This window comes from Pseudomonas sp. NY15181, assembly GCF_048068055.1.
GTDB lineage: Bacteria > Pseudomonadota > Gammaproteobacteria > Pseudomonadales > Pseudomonadaceae > Pseudomonas.
This window is the reverse complement of record NZ_JBLUPT010000012.1, coordinates 65,406-81,931: the sequence shown is the minus strand read 5'-3', so window position 1 is coordinate 81,931 and position 16,526 is coordinate 65,406. Positions and strand designations below refer to the sequence as shown.

Annotated in this window: 15 protein-coding genes and 3 pseudogenes; 12 read left to right on the top strand and 6 right to left on the bottom strand. The window is 55.5% G+C overall.

What is annotated here, in order from left to right; translation table 11 throughout:
- Window positions 1–85: 85 nt before the first annotated feature.
- Both ACNFBT_RS23795 and ACNFBT_RS23790 read left to right on the top strand, forming a co-directional pair.
- Window positions 86–475: pseudogene (locus ACNFBT_RS23795) on the top strand (IS21 family transposase); the annotation flags it as partial.
- 179 nt (window positions 476–654) lie between these two features.
- The gene (locus ACNFBT_RS23790) at window positions 655–1,467 is read left to right on the top strand and encodes a citryl-CoA lyase (RefSeq protein WP_416753175.1); all 813 of its coding nucleotides are present in this window, start codon (window positions 655–657) and stop codon (window positions 1,465–1,467) included.
- 52 nt (window positions 1,468–1,519) lie between these two features.
- On the opposite strand, the gene ACNFBT_RS23785 is transcribed toward ACNFBT_RS23790, so the two are convergent.
- The 3 genes from ACNFBT_RS23785 to ACNFBT_RS23775 form a co-directional block, all read right to left on the bottom strand.
- Window positions 1,520–2,128 (bottom strand): TetR/AcrR family transcriptional regulator, encoded by a 609-nt coding sequence (locus ACNFBT_RS23785; protein WP_416753174.1) that lies wholly within the window; start codon window positions 2,126–2,128, stop codon window positions 1,520–1,522.
- 22 nt (window positions 2,129–2,150) lie between these two features.
- The gene (locus tag ACNFBT_RS23780; RefSeq protein ID WP_416753173.1) at window positions 2,151–2,570 is read right to left on the bottom strand and encodes an acyl-CoA thioesterase; all 420 of its coding nucleotides are present in this window, start codon (window positions 2,568–2,570) and stop codon (window positions 2,151–2,153) included.
- A 205-nt stretch (window positions 2,571–2,775) separates the two neighbouring features.
- On the bottom strand, window positions 2,776–3,168 hold the full coding sequence (locus ACNFBT_RS23775) for a RidA family protein (protein WP_416753172.1): 393 nt from the start codon (window positions 3,166–3,168) through the stop codon (window positions 2,776–2,778).
- A gap of 413 nt (window positions 3,169–3,581) precedes the next feature.
- Between ACNFBT_RS23775 and ACNFBT_RS23770 the strand changes: the two genes are divergently transcribed.
- The 7 genes from ACNFBT_RS23770 to ACNFBT_RS23740 all read left to right on the top strand — a co-directional run bounded on the left by ACNFBT_RS23770 (window position 3,582) and on the right by ACNFBT_RS23740 (window position 9,607).
- Window positions 3,582–4,397 (top strand): polysaccharide deacetylase family protein, encoded by an 816-nt coding sequence (locus ACNFBT_RS23770; RefSeq protein WP_416753171.1) that lies wholly within the window; start codon window positions 3,582–3,584, stop codon window positions 4,395–4,397.
- Window positions 4,398–4,411: 14 nt separating this feature from the next.
- Window positions 4,412–4,903, top strand: coding sequence for a MaoC/PaaZ C-terminal domain-containing protein (locus ACNFBT_RS23765; RefSeq protein WP_416753170.1), 492 nt, complete (start codon window positions 4,412–4,414; stop codon window positions 4,901–4,903).
- A gap of 45 nt (window positions 4,904–4,948) precedes the next feature.
- A complete protein-coding gene (locus tag ACNFBT_RS23760; RefSeq protein ID WP_416753169.1) occupies window positions 4,949–6,439 on the top strand; it encodes a class I adenylate-forming enzyme family protein in 1,491 nt (496 codons plus the stop codon).
- A complete protein-coding gene (locus tag ACNFBT_RS23755; protein WP_416753168.1) occupies window positions 6,436–7,326 on the top strand; it encodes a nitrilase-related carbon-nitrogen hydrolase in 891 nt (296 codons plus the stop codon). Before ACNFBT_RS23760 ends, ACNFBT_RS23755 begins: the two co-directional genes overlap by 4 nt.
- A gap of 168 nt (window positions 7,327–7,494) precedes the next feature.
- Entirely contained in the window at window positions 7,495–8,301 is an 807-nt protein-coding gene (locus tag ACNFBT_RS23750) for an amino acid ABC transporter ATP-binding protein (RefSeq protein WP_416753167.1), read from the top strand.
- On the top strand, window positions 8,301–8,948 hold the full coding sequence (locus ACNFBT_RS23745) for an amino acid ABC transporter permease (RefSeq protein WP_416753166.1): 648 nt from the start codon (window positions 8,301–8,303) through the stop codon (window positions 8,946–8,948). The genes ACNFBT_RS23750 and ACNFBT_RS23745 overlap by 1 nt, the downstream gene beginning before the upstream one ends.
- Window positions 8,945–9,607 carry an amino acid ABC transporter permease gene (locus ACNFBT_RS23740; protein WP_416753165.1) on the top strand — a complete coding sequence of 221 codons (663 nt, stop codon included), beginning with the start codon at window positions 8,945–8,947 and terminating at the stop codon, window positions 9,605–9,607. The genes ACNFBT_RS23745 and ACNFBT_RS23740 overlap by 4 nt, the downstream gene beginning before the upstream one ends.
- Before the next feature lie 560 nt (window positions 9,608–10,167).
- Here the strand turns inward: ACNFBT_RS23740 and ACNFBT_RS23735 are convergent.
- Together ACNFBT_RS23735 and ACNFBT_RS23730 are read right to left on the bottom strand one after the other, a co-directional pair.
- Window positions 10,168–10,764: pseudogene (locus tag ACNFBT_RS23735) on the bottom strand (methyl-accepting chemotaxis protein); the annotation flags it as partial.
- Between the two features lie 261 nt (window positions 10,765–11,025).
- A pseudogene (locus ACNFBT_RS23730) lies at window positions 11,026–11,787 on the bottom strand (HAMP domain-containing protein); the annotation flags it as partial.
- Window positions 11,788–12,628: 841 nt separating this feature from the next.
- Here ACNFBT_RS23730 and ACNFBT_RS23725 point away from each other — a divergent pair.
- From ACNFBT_RS23725 to ACNFBT_RS23715, 3 genes are all read left to right on the top strand, one after another.
- Window positions 12,629–13,378, top strand: a complete 750-nt coding sequence (locus tag ACNFBT_RS23725) for an NAD(P)/FAD-dependent oxidoreductase (RefSeq protein WP_416753164.1) — start codon at window positions 12,629–12,631, stop codon at window positions 13,376–13,378.
- A gap of 44 nt (window positions 13,379–13,422) precedes the next feature.
- Window positions 13,423–14,073, top strand: coding sequence for a TetR/AcrR family transcriptional regulator (locus tag ACNFBT_RS23720; RefSeq protein WP_416753163.1), 651 nt, complete (start codon window positions 13,423–13,425; stop codon window positions 14,071–14,073).
- A 189-nt stretch (window positions 14,074–14,262) separates the two neighbouring features.
- Entirely contained in the window at window positions 14,263–15,057 is a 795-nt protein-coding gene (locus ACNFBT_RS23715) for an SDR family NAD(P)-dependent oxidoreductase (protein ID WP_416753162.1), read from the top strand.
- 257 nt (window positions 15,058–15,314) lie between these two features.
- Here the strand turns inward: ACNFBT_RS23715 and ACNFBT_RS23710 are convergent, their stop codons facing one another.
- Window positions 15,315–16,427, bottom strand: coding sequence for an NAD(P)H-dependent flavin oxidoreductase (locus ACNFBT_RS23710; protein WP_416753161.1), 1,113 nt, complete (start codon window positions 16,425–16,427; stop codon window positions 15,315–15,317).
- Between the last annotated feature and the right edge of the window lie 99 nt (window positions 16,428–16,526).

The window sequence follows — 16,526 nt, the reverse complement described above, 5'->3', positions numbered from 1 at the left end:
TCATGGCGCGGCGAAAACCTTCCCCCTCAATTGCGCATGATCTGACGCGACCGCCACCCGCGCACGATTTCGGGGGAGTAGTGGGATGGCGGCGCTGCGAGTAGCCATGCGAAACACCAAAGAATGTTTGCATCTCTAGCTTTAAGCCGGCTTGTTCCAGAAGAAGATTACCCGCGCCTTGCCGCTGTCCAAGGATGTGCTCAGCAAGTACGCCACGACGGCACGGGCTGCAGATCATGGACGAGGCTGCGCTGGCGGCCGCCTTGTTTCCACCGATGTCGTCGCGCGGGTGCTGCTCCAACTGCGGCGCAAGGGCGTTACCTTGCGGCTGCGATGGGAGGAATATCTCGCCACGTATCCGCAACTGCCGACCTATCGCTACACCCAGTTCGCCTATCACTACCGTTGTTACGCTCAGAAACCCAAGCGTTCGATGCACCATCTGCATCGTGCGGGAGAGAAGCTGTTCATCGACTAAGCCGGCCCAACACTACCGATGGCCACCCCACCATGGATAGGGAGCCAAAGTGTGTCGCTCCTAAACCAGTTCGTCGCGCTGCCCCAAAAGCTCAAGATGACCAATTAGACTATTTACATTCTTCATGGTATTGTTTTTTGACCAATGGGTACTTTCGTTTTTTACAGGGCACACAGATGACTACCGAGCAAAAGCGCTATTGGGCAACGTCGATCAGCGACGTCCAGGACAACACTGTTTACATCCGCGGCTATGACTTGGGCGATCTGATCGGCAAGCTGAGCTTCCCGGCTTCGACTTTCCTTCTCATTCGTGGCCGGCTGCCGACACCCGGCGAGTCGAAAATGATCGACGGCGTGCTGTGCTCCGTGCTCGATTACGCACTCAAAAAGCCGGGGACCGCAGCGGCTCGATTCTGCGTTTCGAGCAACCCCTCCATGGTTGCGGGTCTAGCCACCGCGGTCCTCGCAGCAGGCGAGTACTCTCTCGCCCCCGATCAGACCGGCCAGTTCCTCAACGCCACCATTGACGCCGCCCGCAGCGCCACCTCTTTTGATGACGCTGCTAACGCTCTGGTTGATGGCATGCGTGCGAAGAAAGAACGCGTACCCGGTCTGGGCCATCCAGCATTCCGCTTCACTGATCCTCGAGCTCAGCAACTCAAGCAGCTCGCAATCGAGACTGGCGTTTGGGGCGATGTCTGCAATTGGTATGAGGCGGTCCACAAGGCATTCACTACTCAGGCCAACAAGCCGGAGATTGTGATCAACGAGGTAGGGATGATGGGAGCGATCCTGGCGCAAATGGGCTTCACGCCGGCAGAGATGACCGGCCTGGCCGTAATTTCCACTATGCCCGGGGTCGTCGCACACGTCTCGGAGGAAATGCAAAGCCGCGTCCGAATCCGTGTAATTCCTGACGACAACGTTGACTATGCTCGCGATCGCCGCGATTTTGCATCCGACTTTTCTGAAAGCGGCTTGGAGTGAATAAAAAAGGGCGGTCACTTGAGTGGCCGCCCTTTTTTGATCTCGCCGTCAGTTAGCCCTTAAGGTAACCGCCCGAAAGCAGGTCACAGTAATACTCCGCCACCTCTTCAGCAGTCAGGGTGCCCTGATCATTGAACCAAGTATGAAGCCAGTTGCACATGCCCATGAATCCACTCACGGCGATGTGGCACGGTACATTCTTGAAGCAACCAACCTCCACACCGTTTCTGTACACATCCTCGATCAGAGCATCATATTCGCGCTTGCGCTTGCTCATCAGTGCCCGCTGATCTGACTCCAGCTCACTTTCATCACGGAAGTAAATGGCCGTCCAATCCTTGCGCTTCATCACATGAAGCGCGTGATTGTAAAGAATCTCACGCAGGGTTTGAGCCGGTGGCAGTTGCTTTTCAAGAACCTCACCGATTGATGCACGGTAGCTCTCGTGCATCCGGAGGAAGATCTGCCAGAGGATCTCGTTTTTATTCTTGAAATAGTAATAGACGACGGATTTTGTGTAACCGAGACTGGCGGCCACATCATTGATAGTGATGGCTCGGAAGCCCTTCTCAGCGAAAAGCGTTGCAGCCGAAGCAAGAATTTCGTCTTGGACGTAGGCTTGCTTCTTTTGCCTCAACTGATCACGCAGATCTATATTCATGGGCACACCATACGGCAGTTAACTATTGATTGGCATCGAATTGCAGCTGCTCTTGAGCAAGAGACCGTACTGTCTCTGGTATCTCAATAGCCTTGCGCTCCGCCAGGTTGAAGTAGACCGACGTCATTACGATCTCGCAGCACAGCTGCGCGTCTTTGTCCGACAGGAAGTGCTGGGTTACCAACGAGCTTCTACCAATTTTCTTAATTTTGCTGGAGACAGTGTATATGTCACCGACTTTGAGCTCATTGCGGAAATTTATTTCGTAATTGACGTCCGCCCAGCCTTCGTTACGCTCATGACGCCAATCGAGGTTGTATCCCAGAGAGTTGACGAAATGCCAGAACGCCTGATCAAACGCAGCGACATAGTACTGAACAGTCATATGTCCCATCGCATCTGTCTGCGCGGGGTACACCACACCTCTGTAAGTCATTTCCATCAAAAATCATCCTTGGCCATGTCGCTCAGAACAACAGGCTATCAGAAGGCGATGACTTCATAACCGGTAAAATTGACAGCCATTGTCTTTTTTTTGTACCGACAAGTCAAATTTTATGTCTCGGCGACCCGTGACTGATACGAGCCGCCTCTGCAGACAGGGACCCAGGTCTAGCCCTGAGCCCCACGACTGCAACGGTGCAGCCCTATCGTTTCGGCAACGCCGCGACGCCATCGATCTCAATCTGAATTTTGGGATCGTATAGGCCGACGACTCGTAGGAGCGTGTTGGCGGGCGGACACTCCATGTTCACGTAGGAGTTGCGCACCTTCTTGAAGGCTGCCAGTACCTCCGGGCTGGTATCTGTCAGGTAGGTCGTCATTCGTGCAAGTGCTTCAAACCCAACCCCCGCCGCCTGAAGCGTCACCTTCAGGTTCTCAAAAACGGCCTGGGCCTGGGCCTCAAAATCGCCCTCGATCACGTCCCCGTTAGCGTCCACCGGGGTATGACCAGTGATGAACATCAGGTCACCGTCAGTCACGTGGGTGCACATCGAGACTCCCGGGTAACCGGGCCCTGCATTGATAGCTTTGATCACCTAGCTCTCTCCTCTAACAGCAACGCCGCGCAAACCCTAAAGACCGCAAAATAGACTACCGAGTATTCAGTCTACCTCCCCCCACCACTCCTCGCAAGGAAGACCCACCAGGCTAGCTGGCCGAGCACTGGAGCCTCTTTGCCCTAAAGCATTGCCTCATCATGTGGGAACGAGCCTGATTGAGCGGGTCTTTTCGTACCGAAAAGACTATTGACATGTCTCGCCATTCGATCATACTGACCGCACGGTCTAATTTTTAATACGGCCGGTACAAAATCTAGGAAGGTCCTGAGAATGAGGCTTCACCGGCTTAATTCAACGGGTTGGCGTCCAACGGCGCGCAATTCGATAGCCCTGTTGAGAGCCCTCAAGGCCAACAAGAATCTGTCTTTCGCGAGCACCGAGGAATCCTGATGACAACCGTGTGCCTGACTTTCGACTTCGATGGCGTGGCCATCTGGTTGAGCACGTTCAAGCAAACTTCCCCAACCCCGCTGTCACGCGGAGAGTTTGGCGCCAAGGTGGGCATGCCTCGTCTGCTGGACGTTCTAAAGCGTTGTGACGTCAAGGCCACATTCTTCGTGCCAGCCCACAGTGCCTCGAGCTTCCCGGACATCGTTCGCCAAGTGATTCAGGACGGTCATGAAGTCGCGTGTCATGGCTACATCCACGAGTCACCTGTCGGGCTCCCCATTGAAGAAGAACGCTCGCTACTTCGAAAAAGCCTCGACACCCTGGAGTCCATCACCGGCGTTCGACCCATTGGCTACCGCTCCCCTGCTTGGGATCTGAGTGACAACACAATTGACCTGCTGGAAGCCCACGGTCTGATTTATGACAGCAGTTTGATGGCGGATGACTTCCAAACCTTCTATGCCCGGAAGAATGATCGCCTGACCGAAGAGTGCTTCTATCCAGGCGAGGAGAGCTCTGTTCTGGAGTTCCCGGTTGCCTGGGAGCTTGATGACTATCCGTACTTCCAGTTCTCGCCCCGCCCTCTCAATACCGGACTTCGGCTGGCGGAGGACGTCTACAAGGCATGGTCTGCAGAATTCAACTATGCGAACTCAGTTAATGGCCTTTTCACGCTGACCTGCCATCCGGAAATCATCGGTCGTGGACCGAGGATTGTCATGCTTGAGAAGCTCATACGTCACATGCAGCAGGCCGGAGCAGAGTTCAGCACCATGGCGTCTGCGGCGAAGAAATTGAACAAGAAGCATCAATAAGCGGAGTAAATATTATGAGTAGCTTTGAACCTGCTGTAGGGCAAAAGCCGGGCATTGGCCAGAACGCGCTGTACTTTGACGAACTGGAAGTCGACCAGGAGTGGAATTCTCCCCGTCGCACCATCACCGAAGCTGACATCGTCATGTTTGCGGCTCTGACTGGCGACCATAACCCGGTCCACACCGATGAAGAGTTCGCAAAGAACACTGTCTTCGGCGGCCGAATCCTCCACGGCCCGGCAGGCTTCGCTATCGCGACTGGCCTCGAAAGCCGCCTGGGCATCAAGGAAGGCACCGCAATTGCATTCCTCGGCATGACCTGGGATCTGCGTGGTCCGATCAAGATCGGCGACACCATCCATGTCTATCAGAAAGTGAGCTCGAAGCGGGAAACCAAAAAGCCCGGCATCGGCATCGTTAACTTCTTCGTCTCCCTGGTCAACCAGCGTGGTGAGTCCGTGCAGGAAGGCGAGTGGAAGGTAATGATGCACTGCAAGCCGGCCTAATTCGGTAACCTCATGCGCTAACGATTTAACTGAGGTCTTTCAATCATGATTTTGAGCAGTATCGAAACGCACGCTAAAGCAGCCGGTGATAATTCGGCATTGCGTTTTGAAAACAAGAGTTTCAGCTATAGCGCGTTAGTGCATGAGGTCGAGCGTGTTGCACAGCTGTTAGTCGACGCCGGTGTAACTCGCTCGACACCGGTCGGTGTGTTCTGTGAGAACAGTAGCGCCATTCTGGTGATCTACTACGCCATGGCCAAGATTGGAGGCACCTTTGTGCCTCTCAACTCGGTTCTCAGTACAACTGAAGCTCGGTACATCCTGGAGCATGCGGGCATCAGCTTCCTTTTCTGCGACCAAAAGCTGCACGAAAGTGCGCTCAACGCCGCGGAAGGACTGAGCTGCAAAGTACTAGATGCTGATGACTTCATTGCAGGGCCTAGCTCTAGTGCCCTCCAATCTCCGTCGCAAGTGAATGACGATTTCCTGATCGTTTACACCTCCGGGTCCACCGGCGTACCCAAGGCGGTTTCGTATAGCCAGGCGGCAGAGCACGCCGGAAATCAGGCTCTGATTGAGCTGTGGGACGTTGGTTCAAAAGACAAAGTCCTCGTGGGGCTTCCACTGGGCTTTCTGTACGGACTGTCGACGGCAGCCTCGATGGCTATGCAAGCCGGAAGCGAAGTGATTGTCCTCCGTCGCTTCCGTCCCTCGGATGCTCTTGATGCGATCATGAAGCATGGGGTGACGGTCTTCCAAGGCGTCCCAACCATGTTTTCCATGATGCTCGAATACGCCGAGCAGAATGACCTTTACTTCGACTTGTCGAGCGTCCGCCTCTTCATTTCTGCCGGCGCCCCCCTGTCGCGTGATTTGCGCCAACGCTTCTTCAAGCGCTTCAACAAGACGATCGAAGACTACTACGCACTGACGGAAGTCCGTCCGGTGTTTGGAAAGTATGCGCGTAGCGATGAAGCGGTACCTTCTGAAGCGATCGGCAAAGCAGCACCTGGTGTAGAGGTCCGCATCGTGGACGACTCGGGCCAAACTGTTGGGCCTCTCCAAATCGGTGAAGTCTGGGTTAAGGCACCCGCTACAACCTCTGGCTATTACAAGGCACCAGAACTCACACGAGCAGCCTTTGTCGACGGATTCTTCCGGACCGGCGATCTCGGGTATTTCGATGAGTCGGGCTTCTACTACCTCACAGGGCGAATCAAAGACATCATCATCCGCGGTGGTGCAAACATCGCCCCTGCAGAAGTCGAAGACGTCCTCGCTAGCCACGATTCCGTCCAACTGGCGGCCGTCATTGGTGTCCCTGATGCCAAGTTCGGGGAACTGCCCGTCGCGTATCTATCTCTGGCTGGCAAGACAAAGCCCGATGACGAGGAGCTAACGGCTTTTTGCCGAAAATCCCTCGCAGATTTCAAGGTGCCGGTGGCCTTCAGGTGGCTAGATGAAATGCCGCTAGGCATTACCGGGAAGGTCGACAAGAAAGCCTTGCTTTCTCTTTGGAAGGGCGAAAAACAGTGAGCAGCGAGCTGAAGGTCTCAATCTCCGTCTTTCGGATTCAGCGCTACAAATCCTTTGCAGAGTTTGGGGCGCACGTCGAATCCTTCGTTTCCCTAGCCAAATCGGCGGGGAGCCGCGTGCTTCTTCTCCCGGAATTCCTGCCCATGGGGCTCCTGTGGACGGCTCGCGACGCGGGCAACATCGACAACGCTAAGGTGGCCGGTTTCTACCGAAAGGTGCTCACGCCTCTGTTGCCTGAGTTCGTTAGCTTCATGACTGCTATCGCGCAGAAGCACGATATCTACATCGTGGGCGCTACCTACTGGCATGAAGAGGATGGCAAGGGGCTCAACAGCGCCTTTGTGTTCAGCCCAGACGGGAAATCCCAGCGACAAGACAAGATCCATCTTACCCGCGGTGAAAAGGCCATCCAGACGTCTGCCGGCGAGACCTTGGAGCCCTTCGAGATCGATGGAATCAAGTGCGGCTTGTTTGTCTGCTACGACGTTCAATTCCCAGAACTCACCCGTCACCTGGTTGACAGAGGGGTTGAAGTGCTTTTCGTGCCCGCACTAACCGAAGAACGAGGCAGCTGGCGCGAGTGGTACAGCGCTCACGCCCGGGCACTGGAAAATCAGATCTATGTTTGCGTGTCTCCTCTGGTTGGAAATCTGGGCATCCCGGTCGACTACCCGGTCAAATGTTCGGGACAAGCATTCGTCGCGTGCCCTATCGACAATCGCATGGATGTGACTGACGGAACCTATGCCCTCTCGGACATAGAGGATGAAGGACTGCTCAATGTCTCCCTGAATCTCGAGCGCCTGCGGCTTTCACGTGAGCGAGGCGAGGTACGCCACCTCAAGGACCGCCGCCCAGATCTGTACCAGCAGCTTCAAGGAAGCTGATTCAAGCCGGTGGTAAGCATTTGCTGCCGGCAGAGGCTAACACGCGCTCGTCCGCGATAGCTGACGATGCGATGTGGAATTCCAAAAATACGATGAGCCGCGATACCCAACCTGCCCTTGTGCCCTAAAGCAGAGTTTGTATCGACCGTATTAAGAGGCAAAACCACAATGACAAGCATCTCGCGATCGGAGTTTCCACGCTTGGTCACACCGGATCCCCAAACCGCTCGCCCAATTCTTAAGCTCGAGGGACTGGGCAAACGATTCGGGGACATCCAGATCCTGAAGTCTATTGACTTTCAAATGGCCAGTGGCGAGGTGGTGGCGATAATCGGTCCCAGCGGCTCGGGAAAAAGTACGCTTCTGCGCTGCATTAACCAGCTGGAGCCACCAACGGAAGGCATCCTAACTGTCGGAAATCTTAGTCTCGACGCGAGAGTTTCAGCGACAAAAGACCAACTGGCTCAGCTCAATCGAAAGCTAGGAATGGTGTTTCAGTCGTTCAACCTGTTCCCTCATCTGACCGTTCTCGAGAACGTGTCCCTTGCTCAATGTCGCGTGCTGAAGCGAAGCAAGGTTGAAGCTGATGAGCGATCGATGATGCTGCTTGAGCGAGTTGGTTTGGCCAGCAAGGCACACATGTATCCGTCTCGCTGCTCTGGTGGACAACAACAGCGGATCGCCATTTCACGAGCCCTAGCATTGGACCCGGAAATCATGTTGTTCGATGAACCCACCTCAGCTCTTGACCCAGAGGTAGGCCTCGAAGTCCTGGCCGTCATGCGTGAACTGGCCGACGAAGGCATGACCATGATCGTAGTGACCCACGAAATGCACTTCGCTGAAAGCGTTTCGGACCGAGTAGTCGTAATGGCCGACGGGGTTATTGTCGAGGAAGGCAGAAGCGAAGAGGTGATGCGTAATCCGAGCCACCCTCGCGTTCAGAAATTCCTGACCGCGGTGCGAGATCGATAATGAACATCCTTAGCGTAATAGCGGCTGTCCTTAGTGGGCTTCCCTGGACAATTGCCCTAACGATTGCAGCCTTCATTGCCGGTGCACTGGTGGCGATTCCGCTCTGCATGCTACGAGTGGCCAAGAACTCTGCCCTTCAGAACATTGCCGCGGGCATCATCCTGATCGTTCGGTCGATCCCCCCCATTGTCTGGCTTTTTGCAGTCTTCTTTGCCTTTGGCCAACATGTCGTTCGACTTGATCCGTTCTCGGCAGCAGTCATGGGCTTGGCAATCATCACTGCAGCCAACATGGCGGAAATTTACCGTGGCGCAATGAAGGCAATCCCGAGAGGACAGTTCGAAGCGGCACAGGTCATCGGTCTCAGCACCTGGCAGAAGTATCGCCATGTCATCGGACCTCAAATTTTCCGCTACGCCCTGCCATCGGCCAGCACCTTTGCCATTGGTCTTCTGAAGGACACAGCCATCGCATCGGCAATCGGTGTGCCGGAGGTCGCATTGGTCGCAAACCAGCTGACCCAGAAGACTTTCAAGGGCTTAGAAATCTATGCAGTTGCTGCCGTTTGCTACTTCGCCTTGAGCTTCGCGATGGCCTACGTAGCTCGGATTGCTGACGAAAAATTGCGGGCGAGGATTGAACGATGATTCAGCTGTTCTCTGACTGGAGCGACTGGCTTCCCCAGCTTTGGTCGGGCTACTTGGTTAGTCTGCAGGTTGCAGCCATAAGCTTGGTCATTGGCATCCCCCTCGGGTTGGCATTCGCCGTTGCTGTCGGCGTCAAAGACAAGAAGATCCGTATCCCCGCGATGGTCCTGGTAGAAATGGGGCGCGGCGGGCCGATCCTGATTTTGCTGCAGTTCCTGTACTTCGGCCTACCCAACATTCACCTGACGCTCTCCACTCTGACTGCATCAGTGTTTGCCTTGGCATGGAGTACAGGGGCTTACACGAGCGAGATCATCAAAGCGGGGCTCAATGCCGTGCCTAACGGTCAGCGAGAAGCCGCCAAAACGCTGGGGCTGAACACGATTGATACCTTCCGGATCATCATCATCCCCCAAGGCCTGCGGATCGCCCTGCCGCCGCTGCTGGGTTTTTCACTGATCATCCTGCAGTGCACATCTCTGTGCTTCACAATCGCGCTGCCAGAGCTGGTGAGTGCGGCAAATGACATTGGCTCGGAGACATTCCAGTACATGTCGGTGCTGACCCTGACAGGCCTTCTCTATGCGGCCGTTTGCATCCCAGCCACGATCTTCACGGGGCGCTTTGAGCGGCACCTGAGCCGTCACGAGGCGCACTAACCAAGTCCCACTCTTGAAGATGTTTCGTCTTCACCCCCAGGTGGCGCACCCTCGCTACAGCCACTTGGGGATCTTTTTTTCAGATGCTCGAAAGCATTGCTTGCAGCCCACCGCGACACGGTCCTCCTGGTAGGCATCTCACCTCCAAGACCTGCCACATCGCCCCTCCCCTCACTGGTACCGCGGCTCACTAGCGTGCGCCCATCTCCCTCCACTTTCTGAACTAAGGAATGGCGCTCCTGGCGTGGCTAGTCGCGCTGACTACTCAACTAAACCACAGCAATCCTTCCAGACAGTTAGCACTGCTCTAGCTTTAACAGCAGTGGAACATGCATCACGATTCAATACGCCTTTCCAGCGCGACGACATTCGCGCGTCCTAAACGTTGTAATGGCAGTACAGAAGCATCTGCTGAATGAGAGAATGGGTGGCAGACCCGGATAGCCTCCTAACCATCCTGGCGCACTCCTGCCTGCCCCGCCCATACGGGGGCCAGAAGTCAGAACCCATGAAGTGAGAGGCGGGATGAAAGCTCAACTGGGAGCTCTCACCCCACCTTGTTAGACGCGAAACTGCGCTGCAAGAATGTGCTGCTGATCGGCCAGGCTGGTCAGTTGCTCGCTCATAGCGGCCGAGGATGCCGACTTCTCGCTCAGCTTTTCTGTGACAGCGCGGATGCTGTTGATATTGCGATTGATGTCCTCAGCCACAGCGCTTTGTTCCTCAGCAGCAGTGGCGATCTGGGTCGTCATATCGAGGATCTGCGAGACAGCCTGTGAGATATCTGCAAACGATGCGACGGTCTCACTCATTCTCTCCGAGCTAGCTGTCGCCTGAACCTGACTCTCCTGCATTGCATTGACCACAGACCGAGTACCTTCCTGAAGACGCTCAATTACCACTCGGATCTGCTCAACGGACTCTTGGGTTCGCATCGCCAAGCTTCTGACTTCATCAGCGACAACGGCAAATCCTCGTCCACTTTCGCCGGCGCGCGCTGCCTCGATCGCAGCGTTCAGTGCGAGCAAATTGGTCTGCTGTGCGATGCCACGAATGACGTCCAATACGCTGCCGATCTGATCACTGCTTTCCGAAAGCAAACGAGCATCTGTCGCAGAGGCAGTGAGCTGCTGCGTTAAGTCCTCAATTCCTCGACTACTGCTTTCAATCAGGCTTTGGCCAGCCCCTGCCGCCCCCTCTGCGCTCCTCGCTGCATTGGCTACTTGCGTTGCGTTACGAGCAACTTCGTGAGCGCTTGCCGTCATCTCGTTTGACGCGGCCGCAACTTGGTCGATGTCTCGGAACTGCTCCTGCATGCCATCGCTTGTTTCCCTCGCGATCGCATGTGATTGCGAGGCCGTGGCCCGGGTGTTACCAATGCCATCGCGAATGTCGCCAATGATCGGCTGCAGCTTGTCTAGGAATCTGTTGAACCACTTAGCGACGTCACCCAATTCGTCCCGCTGGGAATACTGCAGTCGCTTTGTGAGATCGCCTTCGCCGGCTGCGATGTCTTGGAGCATCTGGGCTACTACGCGAATGGGAGCAGTCAGTTTGGTAGCCGTCATCCAGATCAGCAAAGCGCCGATAAGCGCCGCGATGCTAGCCACCAATACGCTCCGCCAGAACGCCTTATCTTGTAGATCCTTTTGCAGCAACGAGAGTTTGTCGATCTCGGCTTGCACCACCGACTTGGTTAGCTCAAGCATCACCCACCAACGATCCAAACCTGGGCGGATCTCAATGGGAAAAAGGACCCGAAGGACGGCGCCGTCATCTACCAACCGCGCCTTGCCAGTGGAGTCGATAACCGAGGAATTCTTGATATCTGGAAGTCCAAGCTCTTTCGAAGAGCCCCCCACTTTTTCAGGCTTTGCGGTGTATGCCGCAACGATGCCTGAGCTAGAAATTATGGCGACCTCCCCCTGACCACCATACATTTGCTTCTTCGCTGAATCTGCAAGCTCCTGAAGCTGAGTCAGGGCGATATCGACCCCCACGACTCCGACCGCTTTGTGGTCGGAAAGCACTGGTGCAGATAGCGTCGTCATCAAGACATTATTGCCCGAGAGTTCCGCAGTGTAGGGCGGGGCAATGCACTCCTTTCCACCAGAAATGGGGCATGAGTAGAAGTAATTGAAGGGAAGGCCACTCGCCCCTACGGATAGGTCATGGAGCATCTCTTCTGCCGTCGGAACATTCGCAGTGCGTCCCGAGGCGTTGTTCCAATAGCTGGCAAAGCGCCCTTTGTCGTTAGAGCTGAAGTCGACGCTCCCCACATACCCCGCATCCTCTCCTATGCGGTTCGGCTCCAGAATTCCCCATACCCCTATCAGGTCAGAATGCGAGAGGAAGGTCTGCTGCACCACGCCACTGGCAGCCTGGCGGACTTTGCCTGCATCCGTCCCCCCCTGGCGATTCAATGCATCGAGCCCAGAGAGTGAGATAGCCAATTGGTTGATAGCTGAAAACTCTGTCGCGAATATCTTTTCAATTCGGGCTGCGCGATCGGCAGCCAAGCTTTCCAATCCCCGATTTACAGCCTCGGAGAGAGCCTCCCGGCTCGCCTGCTCAGTCAGCTTTCCGGCCTCTGCGCCCTGGTAAATGTTGATAGCACTGATCGCTGCAATCAGCAGCGTCATGCTTAAGAGAGAAAGCAGAGTGATCTTGGTACGGATCGAGACATTGGCCAGCATCGTATCGCCCCAGCGTGCATATGAATTGTTATTAGGTAGCCGCCCCTCCTGCGTCCCAATGCCGACTTGAGCTGGGGACCCGCATTATCGCGGCAGCAAAACCGGCCGGACCACAAAAAAGACCACCGAGTATTCAGTATGCGGACTCAACGTCAGGCCGCGCAAGCTAGAGCCGCTCACCTAGCGGCTTTCCGTCGACATGACGTTGACAAATGCAGCTCGGTTTTTTGATACTGACCAAACGGTCTAAAAAGAATACCCATTGGACTAAATGGCAGCTTCACTGCGCTGCGTTACGTGGAATTCAGGTGTGGGGTGAGCTCAAGTGTTATCCAAAGCAGGCTTGGAGGTAGTGGTTGTCGGTGGCGGCTTGGTAGGGCTCAGTGCTGCCTACTATTTGCAGCGCTCCGGAGCACGAGTCACCGTTCTGGAACAGCGTGCTATTGCAGCAAACGTTCCCGCGATTAGCCTCAAGGAGGCAGTCTGGTTCTCAAGCAAGAAGGCGCCTCTTACAGATCTCTCAAAACGCGGAGCAACCTTGTTGCACAGCTTGCTCGAGGACATTGGCTACGCCTCGTCAGTGATCAATCAAACGATTGGGGAGGTCGATCGAGCGAGCGCACCTTTGGACAATACCTCTCAGCATCATCCTATCGAGCTGCGCGTCATGCTTTGGGAGCTTGCCGACTTGGTGAGGGAGCGAGGCGGGAAGATCTTTGAGCTCACGGACGCCACCAATCTCACTTTCAGCGCCTCAAGGGTCACCGGTGTAGTTACCTCGATTGGGCATTTCGTAGCCGATGAAGTAGTGATTGCTGCGGGCCTTGGCAGCCAATGGCTACTGAACCCGGCCGGCCTGAAGCTGGGGCTGAAGATTGGGACCTGCAAGGACTTTGCGAAATCTGACGCAGTCCGCTCTCGCCGGTACGTCCCCCTGACTTCCCAAAAAGAACCTTTCATCAGTCGCCCTACGACCCTACAGCGAACGGTAATCGCCGTTGGTCATGGGAACAATCCCGTGGCCGCGTTGGCTGCCGGTGAAAGGGCCGCCTCCTTGGTTGGCAGTCCCGCCTGATCGGCTCACCAAGCCTCCTCACTAAAAACTCAGCGGTACGTTGAATGGAAACTGCAACGCGGAAAGCGCGAACCTCCGATAAACCTTCGATACTGCGTGGCGGCTCTGCCAAAAGTACCGCTGACACTATCCGGCTGGTGGCTCTTCGACTATTTGCACGAGAGGGTTACCAGGCCGTCAGCATGCGCCAGATCGCGGAGCACACCGGCGTGCAAGTCGGCTCCATCTACAACCACGTTTCAGGTAAGCAAGAACTCTTGTTTGAGCTGGTCTTCGACCTGGAAAAGAACCTGCATGCCGCAGTAGTAAAGTCCGTCAGCCGGATGCGCGACCCAGTCCCAGCACTGACAACCTATATCCGTACGTACATCCGGTATGCAGTTCTCAATGCAGACCTACATACCCTCTCCGTTAGAGAAAGCTGCTGTCTGGACGAACAGCAGCTGCGGATGATCGACGACCTACGCCGAGCACATGCTGAGTTCCTTACATCCATCCTCGAAGAAGGCAATCGTCGCGGCTCTTTTGACATCCCAAACGTGAAGTTCATTGTCGGCGCAATTCGGGCCTTGCTCGACGGCATGGTTGGACAAGCACGAGCGAGAAGGAGCGATCTAGATTGCTATCTTGCAGAGCTCCAGGAGCTGATTCTGCGCTCCTGCCATGGCCCCATCCTAAGCCGTCGAGCCCGGTAGATCTTCATTGAGCCCACCTTACTCGGGCATCCGATCCACCTAGAGATACCTGAAAGAATTAATTTCATACCCACGGGTATTTTTATGATACCCTCAGGTACAAGCGAGCTCCCACCCTTCCGATGTGAGCTTTCCATCGCATGCCACGCCTTTTTCACGTGGCCTTGACCATCTAAACGAAGAGGACAAATGATGTTCGACTTGAGCGGAAAAGTGGCGGTAGTAACCGGCGGCGAAACAGGCATTGGCTACGCCATCTCGCGCAACCTCGCACTGGCTGGCGTGAAAACTGTCATCGGCGGGATTCAAGAAGAGGTAGGCCAGAAGGCTGCTGCTCAGATCTGCAGCGAAGGTGGGGACGCGATCTTCATCAAGACTGATGTGCGCTCTCTTGCTCAGGTCGAGAGCTTGGTTCAGGCCGCTGTAGATAAATACGGCAAGCTGGACATCATGGTGAACAACGCTGGCGTATTCGATGGCTTTGCCGACGTTCTTGAAACCACCGAAGCGCTCTGGGATCAGATCACCGGGATCAACCTCAAGGGCACGTTCTTCGGCTGCCAAGCTGCAGTAAAACAAATGCTGCCTAATGGTACCGGCCGAATCATCAATACCTCTTCCATTGGCGGCCTGATCGGCAAGGCAGATGGCGCCTCCTATACCGCTTCCAAGTTCGCGGTCGTTGGCCTGACCCGCCAGATGGCAAGCACTCACTCCGCCAGCGGTATCACCTTCAACACGGTCTGCCCTGGCGTAATCGCTACTGATATCCGCGGCAACTCCGCCTCGATTCTGCCCGACGCTGCACACCTGATGAATCGTGGCGTTGGTGCGAGCGACCCGGACGCCTACAAGCAGAAAATTCCTGCCCGCCGAAAAGGCACTTCGGATGAGGTCGCAGCCGCTGTGCTGTTCCTTGCCTCGGACGAAGCCAGCTACATCACCGGCCATTCCCTCGTGGTCGATGGCGGCTTCGTAGCGTAATCCGTATCACCCTTTAAGGGGCACCTCATCACAATTGGGGCGCCCCTTTTTTTTCGCCCAAAATTTCTTTACCACGCTGATAACGACCATCGCTACCACTGTGGCTAGCCCCCCCTGGTCCGAAGCACCTGCGTGCCCATCGTCATTCACGCGGTAACGAAACCTGAACAACCTACAGCCATCCAATCGCGCCCAAACAAAAACGGGCGGCCGAATGGCCGCCCGTTTCTTATGGATCTACCGAACCAGCCCGAGGATTACTCCTCAAGCATATGGTTCATGTTTTCCATAACCTCGACGTACTCGCCAAGCATCTCTGCAAAGATCTGCCGAACAGTGGTCTCCTGCTTCATGTCGCCGACCACTTGGCCAACTGCGTAGGTCCAATAATCCATACGACGGACACGCTCAGCACGACGCAGTGGCACGCCACCCAGGATCGATTGCAGCGGGAAAGTCAGCGGCTTGATCTCCTGCTGGCTATCCCACGCATCGGTGTAGCTACTGCGAAGGATGCGGCAATTCTTGCCGGTCAGCGCCTTGCTGATAACGGCATCCTCGGATTTGGCCGCAAACATGGCTTCCTTCATCACTGGGCTCAGGTCGCTCTCGCGAGTACCCAGCCAAATGGAGCCACACCAAGCGCCTGCCGCACCAAGTGCCATAGCAGCAGCAAACTGACGCCCACGACCAATACCACCTGCAGCCAACACTGGGATCGGCGCCATAGCGTCCACCAGTTGCGGCCAGAGGATCATGGAGCTGACACGACCAGTGTGACCGCCAGCTTCAGTGCCTTGAGCAATCAGAACGTCGACGCCGACTTCTTTCTGCTTCATCGCATGATCGAGGTTGCCGACCAGGGCGCCAACCTTCAGACCGTGGGCGTGGACCTTGTCCACAACGTGCTTCGGGGCTGCGCCCATGGCACTGACAATGAACTTAACCGAGGAGTGGCGCAGCGCGATATCCAGAGAACGCTCGCTATCCTGCGGGGTCATCTTCATCTTGTCCGCGTGCTCTTGGGCGAAGATTTTCGCATCGTCGTCCGGTAGATCCGGGATATCCGCGGCCGCAAGCATGTTGTCTACAAACTTGCGGTGGGTCTCCGGCAGGATCGCTTGAGGATCGCGGTCATCAGTCAAGGGGGCATAGGTACCAGGGAAGACCAGGTCAACACCGTAGGGCTTCCCATCAATACGCTCGTCGATCCATTTCAGCGACACCTCCAGCTCCTCTGGAGACATCCAGGCGGCGCCCAAGATACCCATCCCACCTGCCTTTGAGGCTTCAAGAACTACGTCTCGGCAGTGAGAGAACGCGAAGAGCGGGACGTCGATCCCGAACATTTCAGTGACAGCAGTACGCATGATCTATCGAACCTCTCCTAACTCCGGTAGCCCGGCTTGGTTGACCTTCACGGCGGAGCAACTGGCCTAGTTGACCCTCGTGAAAATATCTTAGACCCA

Bases quoted from the DNA above. Each gene is read 5' to 3' on its own strand.
- ACNFBT_RS23750 (WP_416753167.1), top strand. From the start codon at position 7,495: ATGACAAGCATCTCGCGATCGGAGTTTCCACGCTTGGTCACACCGGAT.
- ACNFBT_RS23785 (WP_416753174.1), bottom strand. From the start codon at position 2,128: ATGAATATAGATCTGCGTGATCAGTTGAGGCAAAAGAAGCAAGCCTAC.
- ACNFBT_RS23710 (WP_416753161.1), bottom strand. From the start codon at position 16,427: ATGCGTACTGCTGTCACTGAAATGTTCGGGATCGACGTCCCGCTCTTC.
- ACNFBT_RS23720 (WP_416753163.1), top strand. From the start codon at position 13,423: ATGGAAACTGCAACGCGGAAAGCGCGAACCTCCGATAAACCTTCGATA.
- ACNFBT_RS23765 (WP_416753170.1), top strand. From the start codon at position 4,412: ATGAGTAGCTTTGAACCTGCTGTAGGGCAAAAGCCGGGCATTGGCCAG.
- ACNFBT_RS23780 (WP_416753173.1), bottom strand. From the start codon at position 2,570: ATGGAAATGACTTACAGAGGTGTGGTGTACCCCGCGCAGACAGATGCG.
- ACNFBT_RS23745 (WP_416753166.1), top strand. From the start codon at position 8,301: ATGAACATCCTTAGCGTAATAGCGGCTGTCCTTAGTGGGCTTCCCTGG.
- ACNFBT_RS23790 (WP_416753175.1), top strand. From the start codon at position 655: ATGACTACCGAGCAAAAGCGCTATTGGGCAACGTCGATCAGCGACGTC.
- ACNFBT_RS23715 (WP_416753162.1), top strand. From the start codon at position 14,263: ATGATGTTCGACTTGAGCGGAAAAGTGGCGGTAGTAACCGGCGGCGAA.
- ACNFBT_RS23770 (WP_416753171.1), top strand. From the start codon at position 3,582: ATGACAACCGTGTGCCTGACTTTCGACTTCGATGGCGTGGCCATCTGG.
- ACNFBT_RS23760 (WP_416753169.1), top strand. From the start codon at position 4,949: ATGATTTTGAGCAGTATCGAAACGCACGCTAAAGCAGCCGGTGATAAT.
- ACNFBT_RS23740 (WP_416753165.1), top strand. From the start codon at position 8,945: ATGATTCAGCTGTTCTCTGACTGGAGCGACTGGCTTCCCCAGCTTTGG.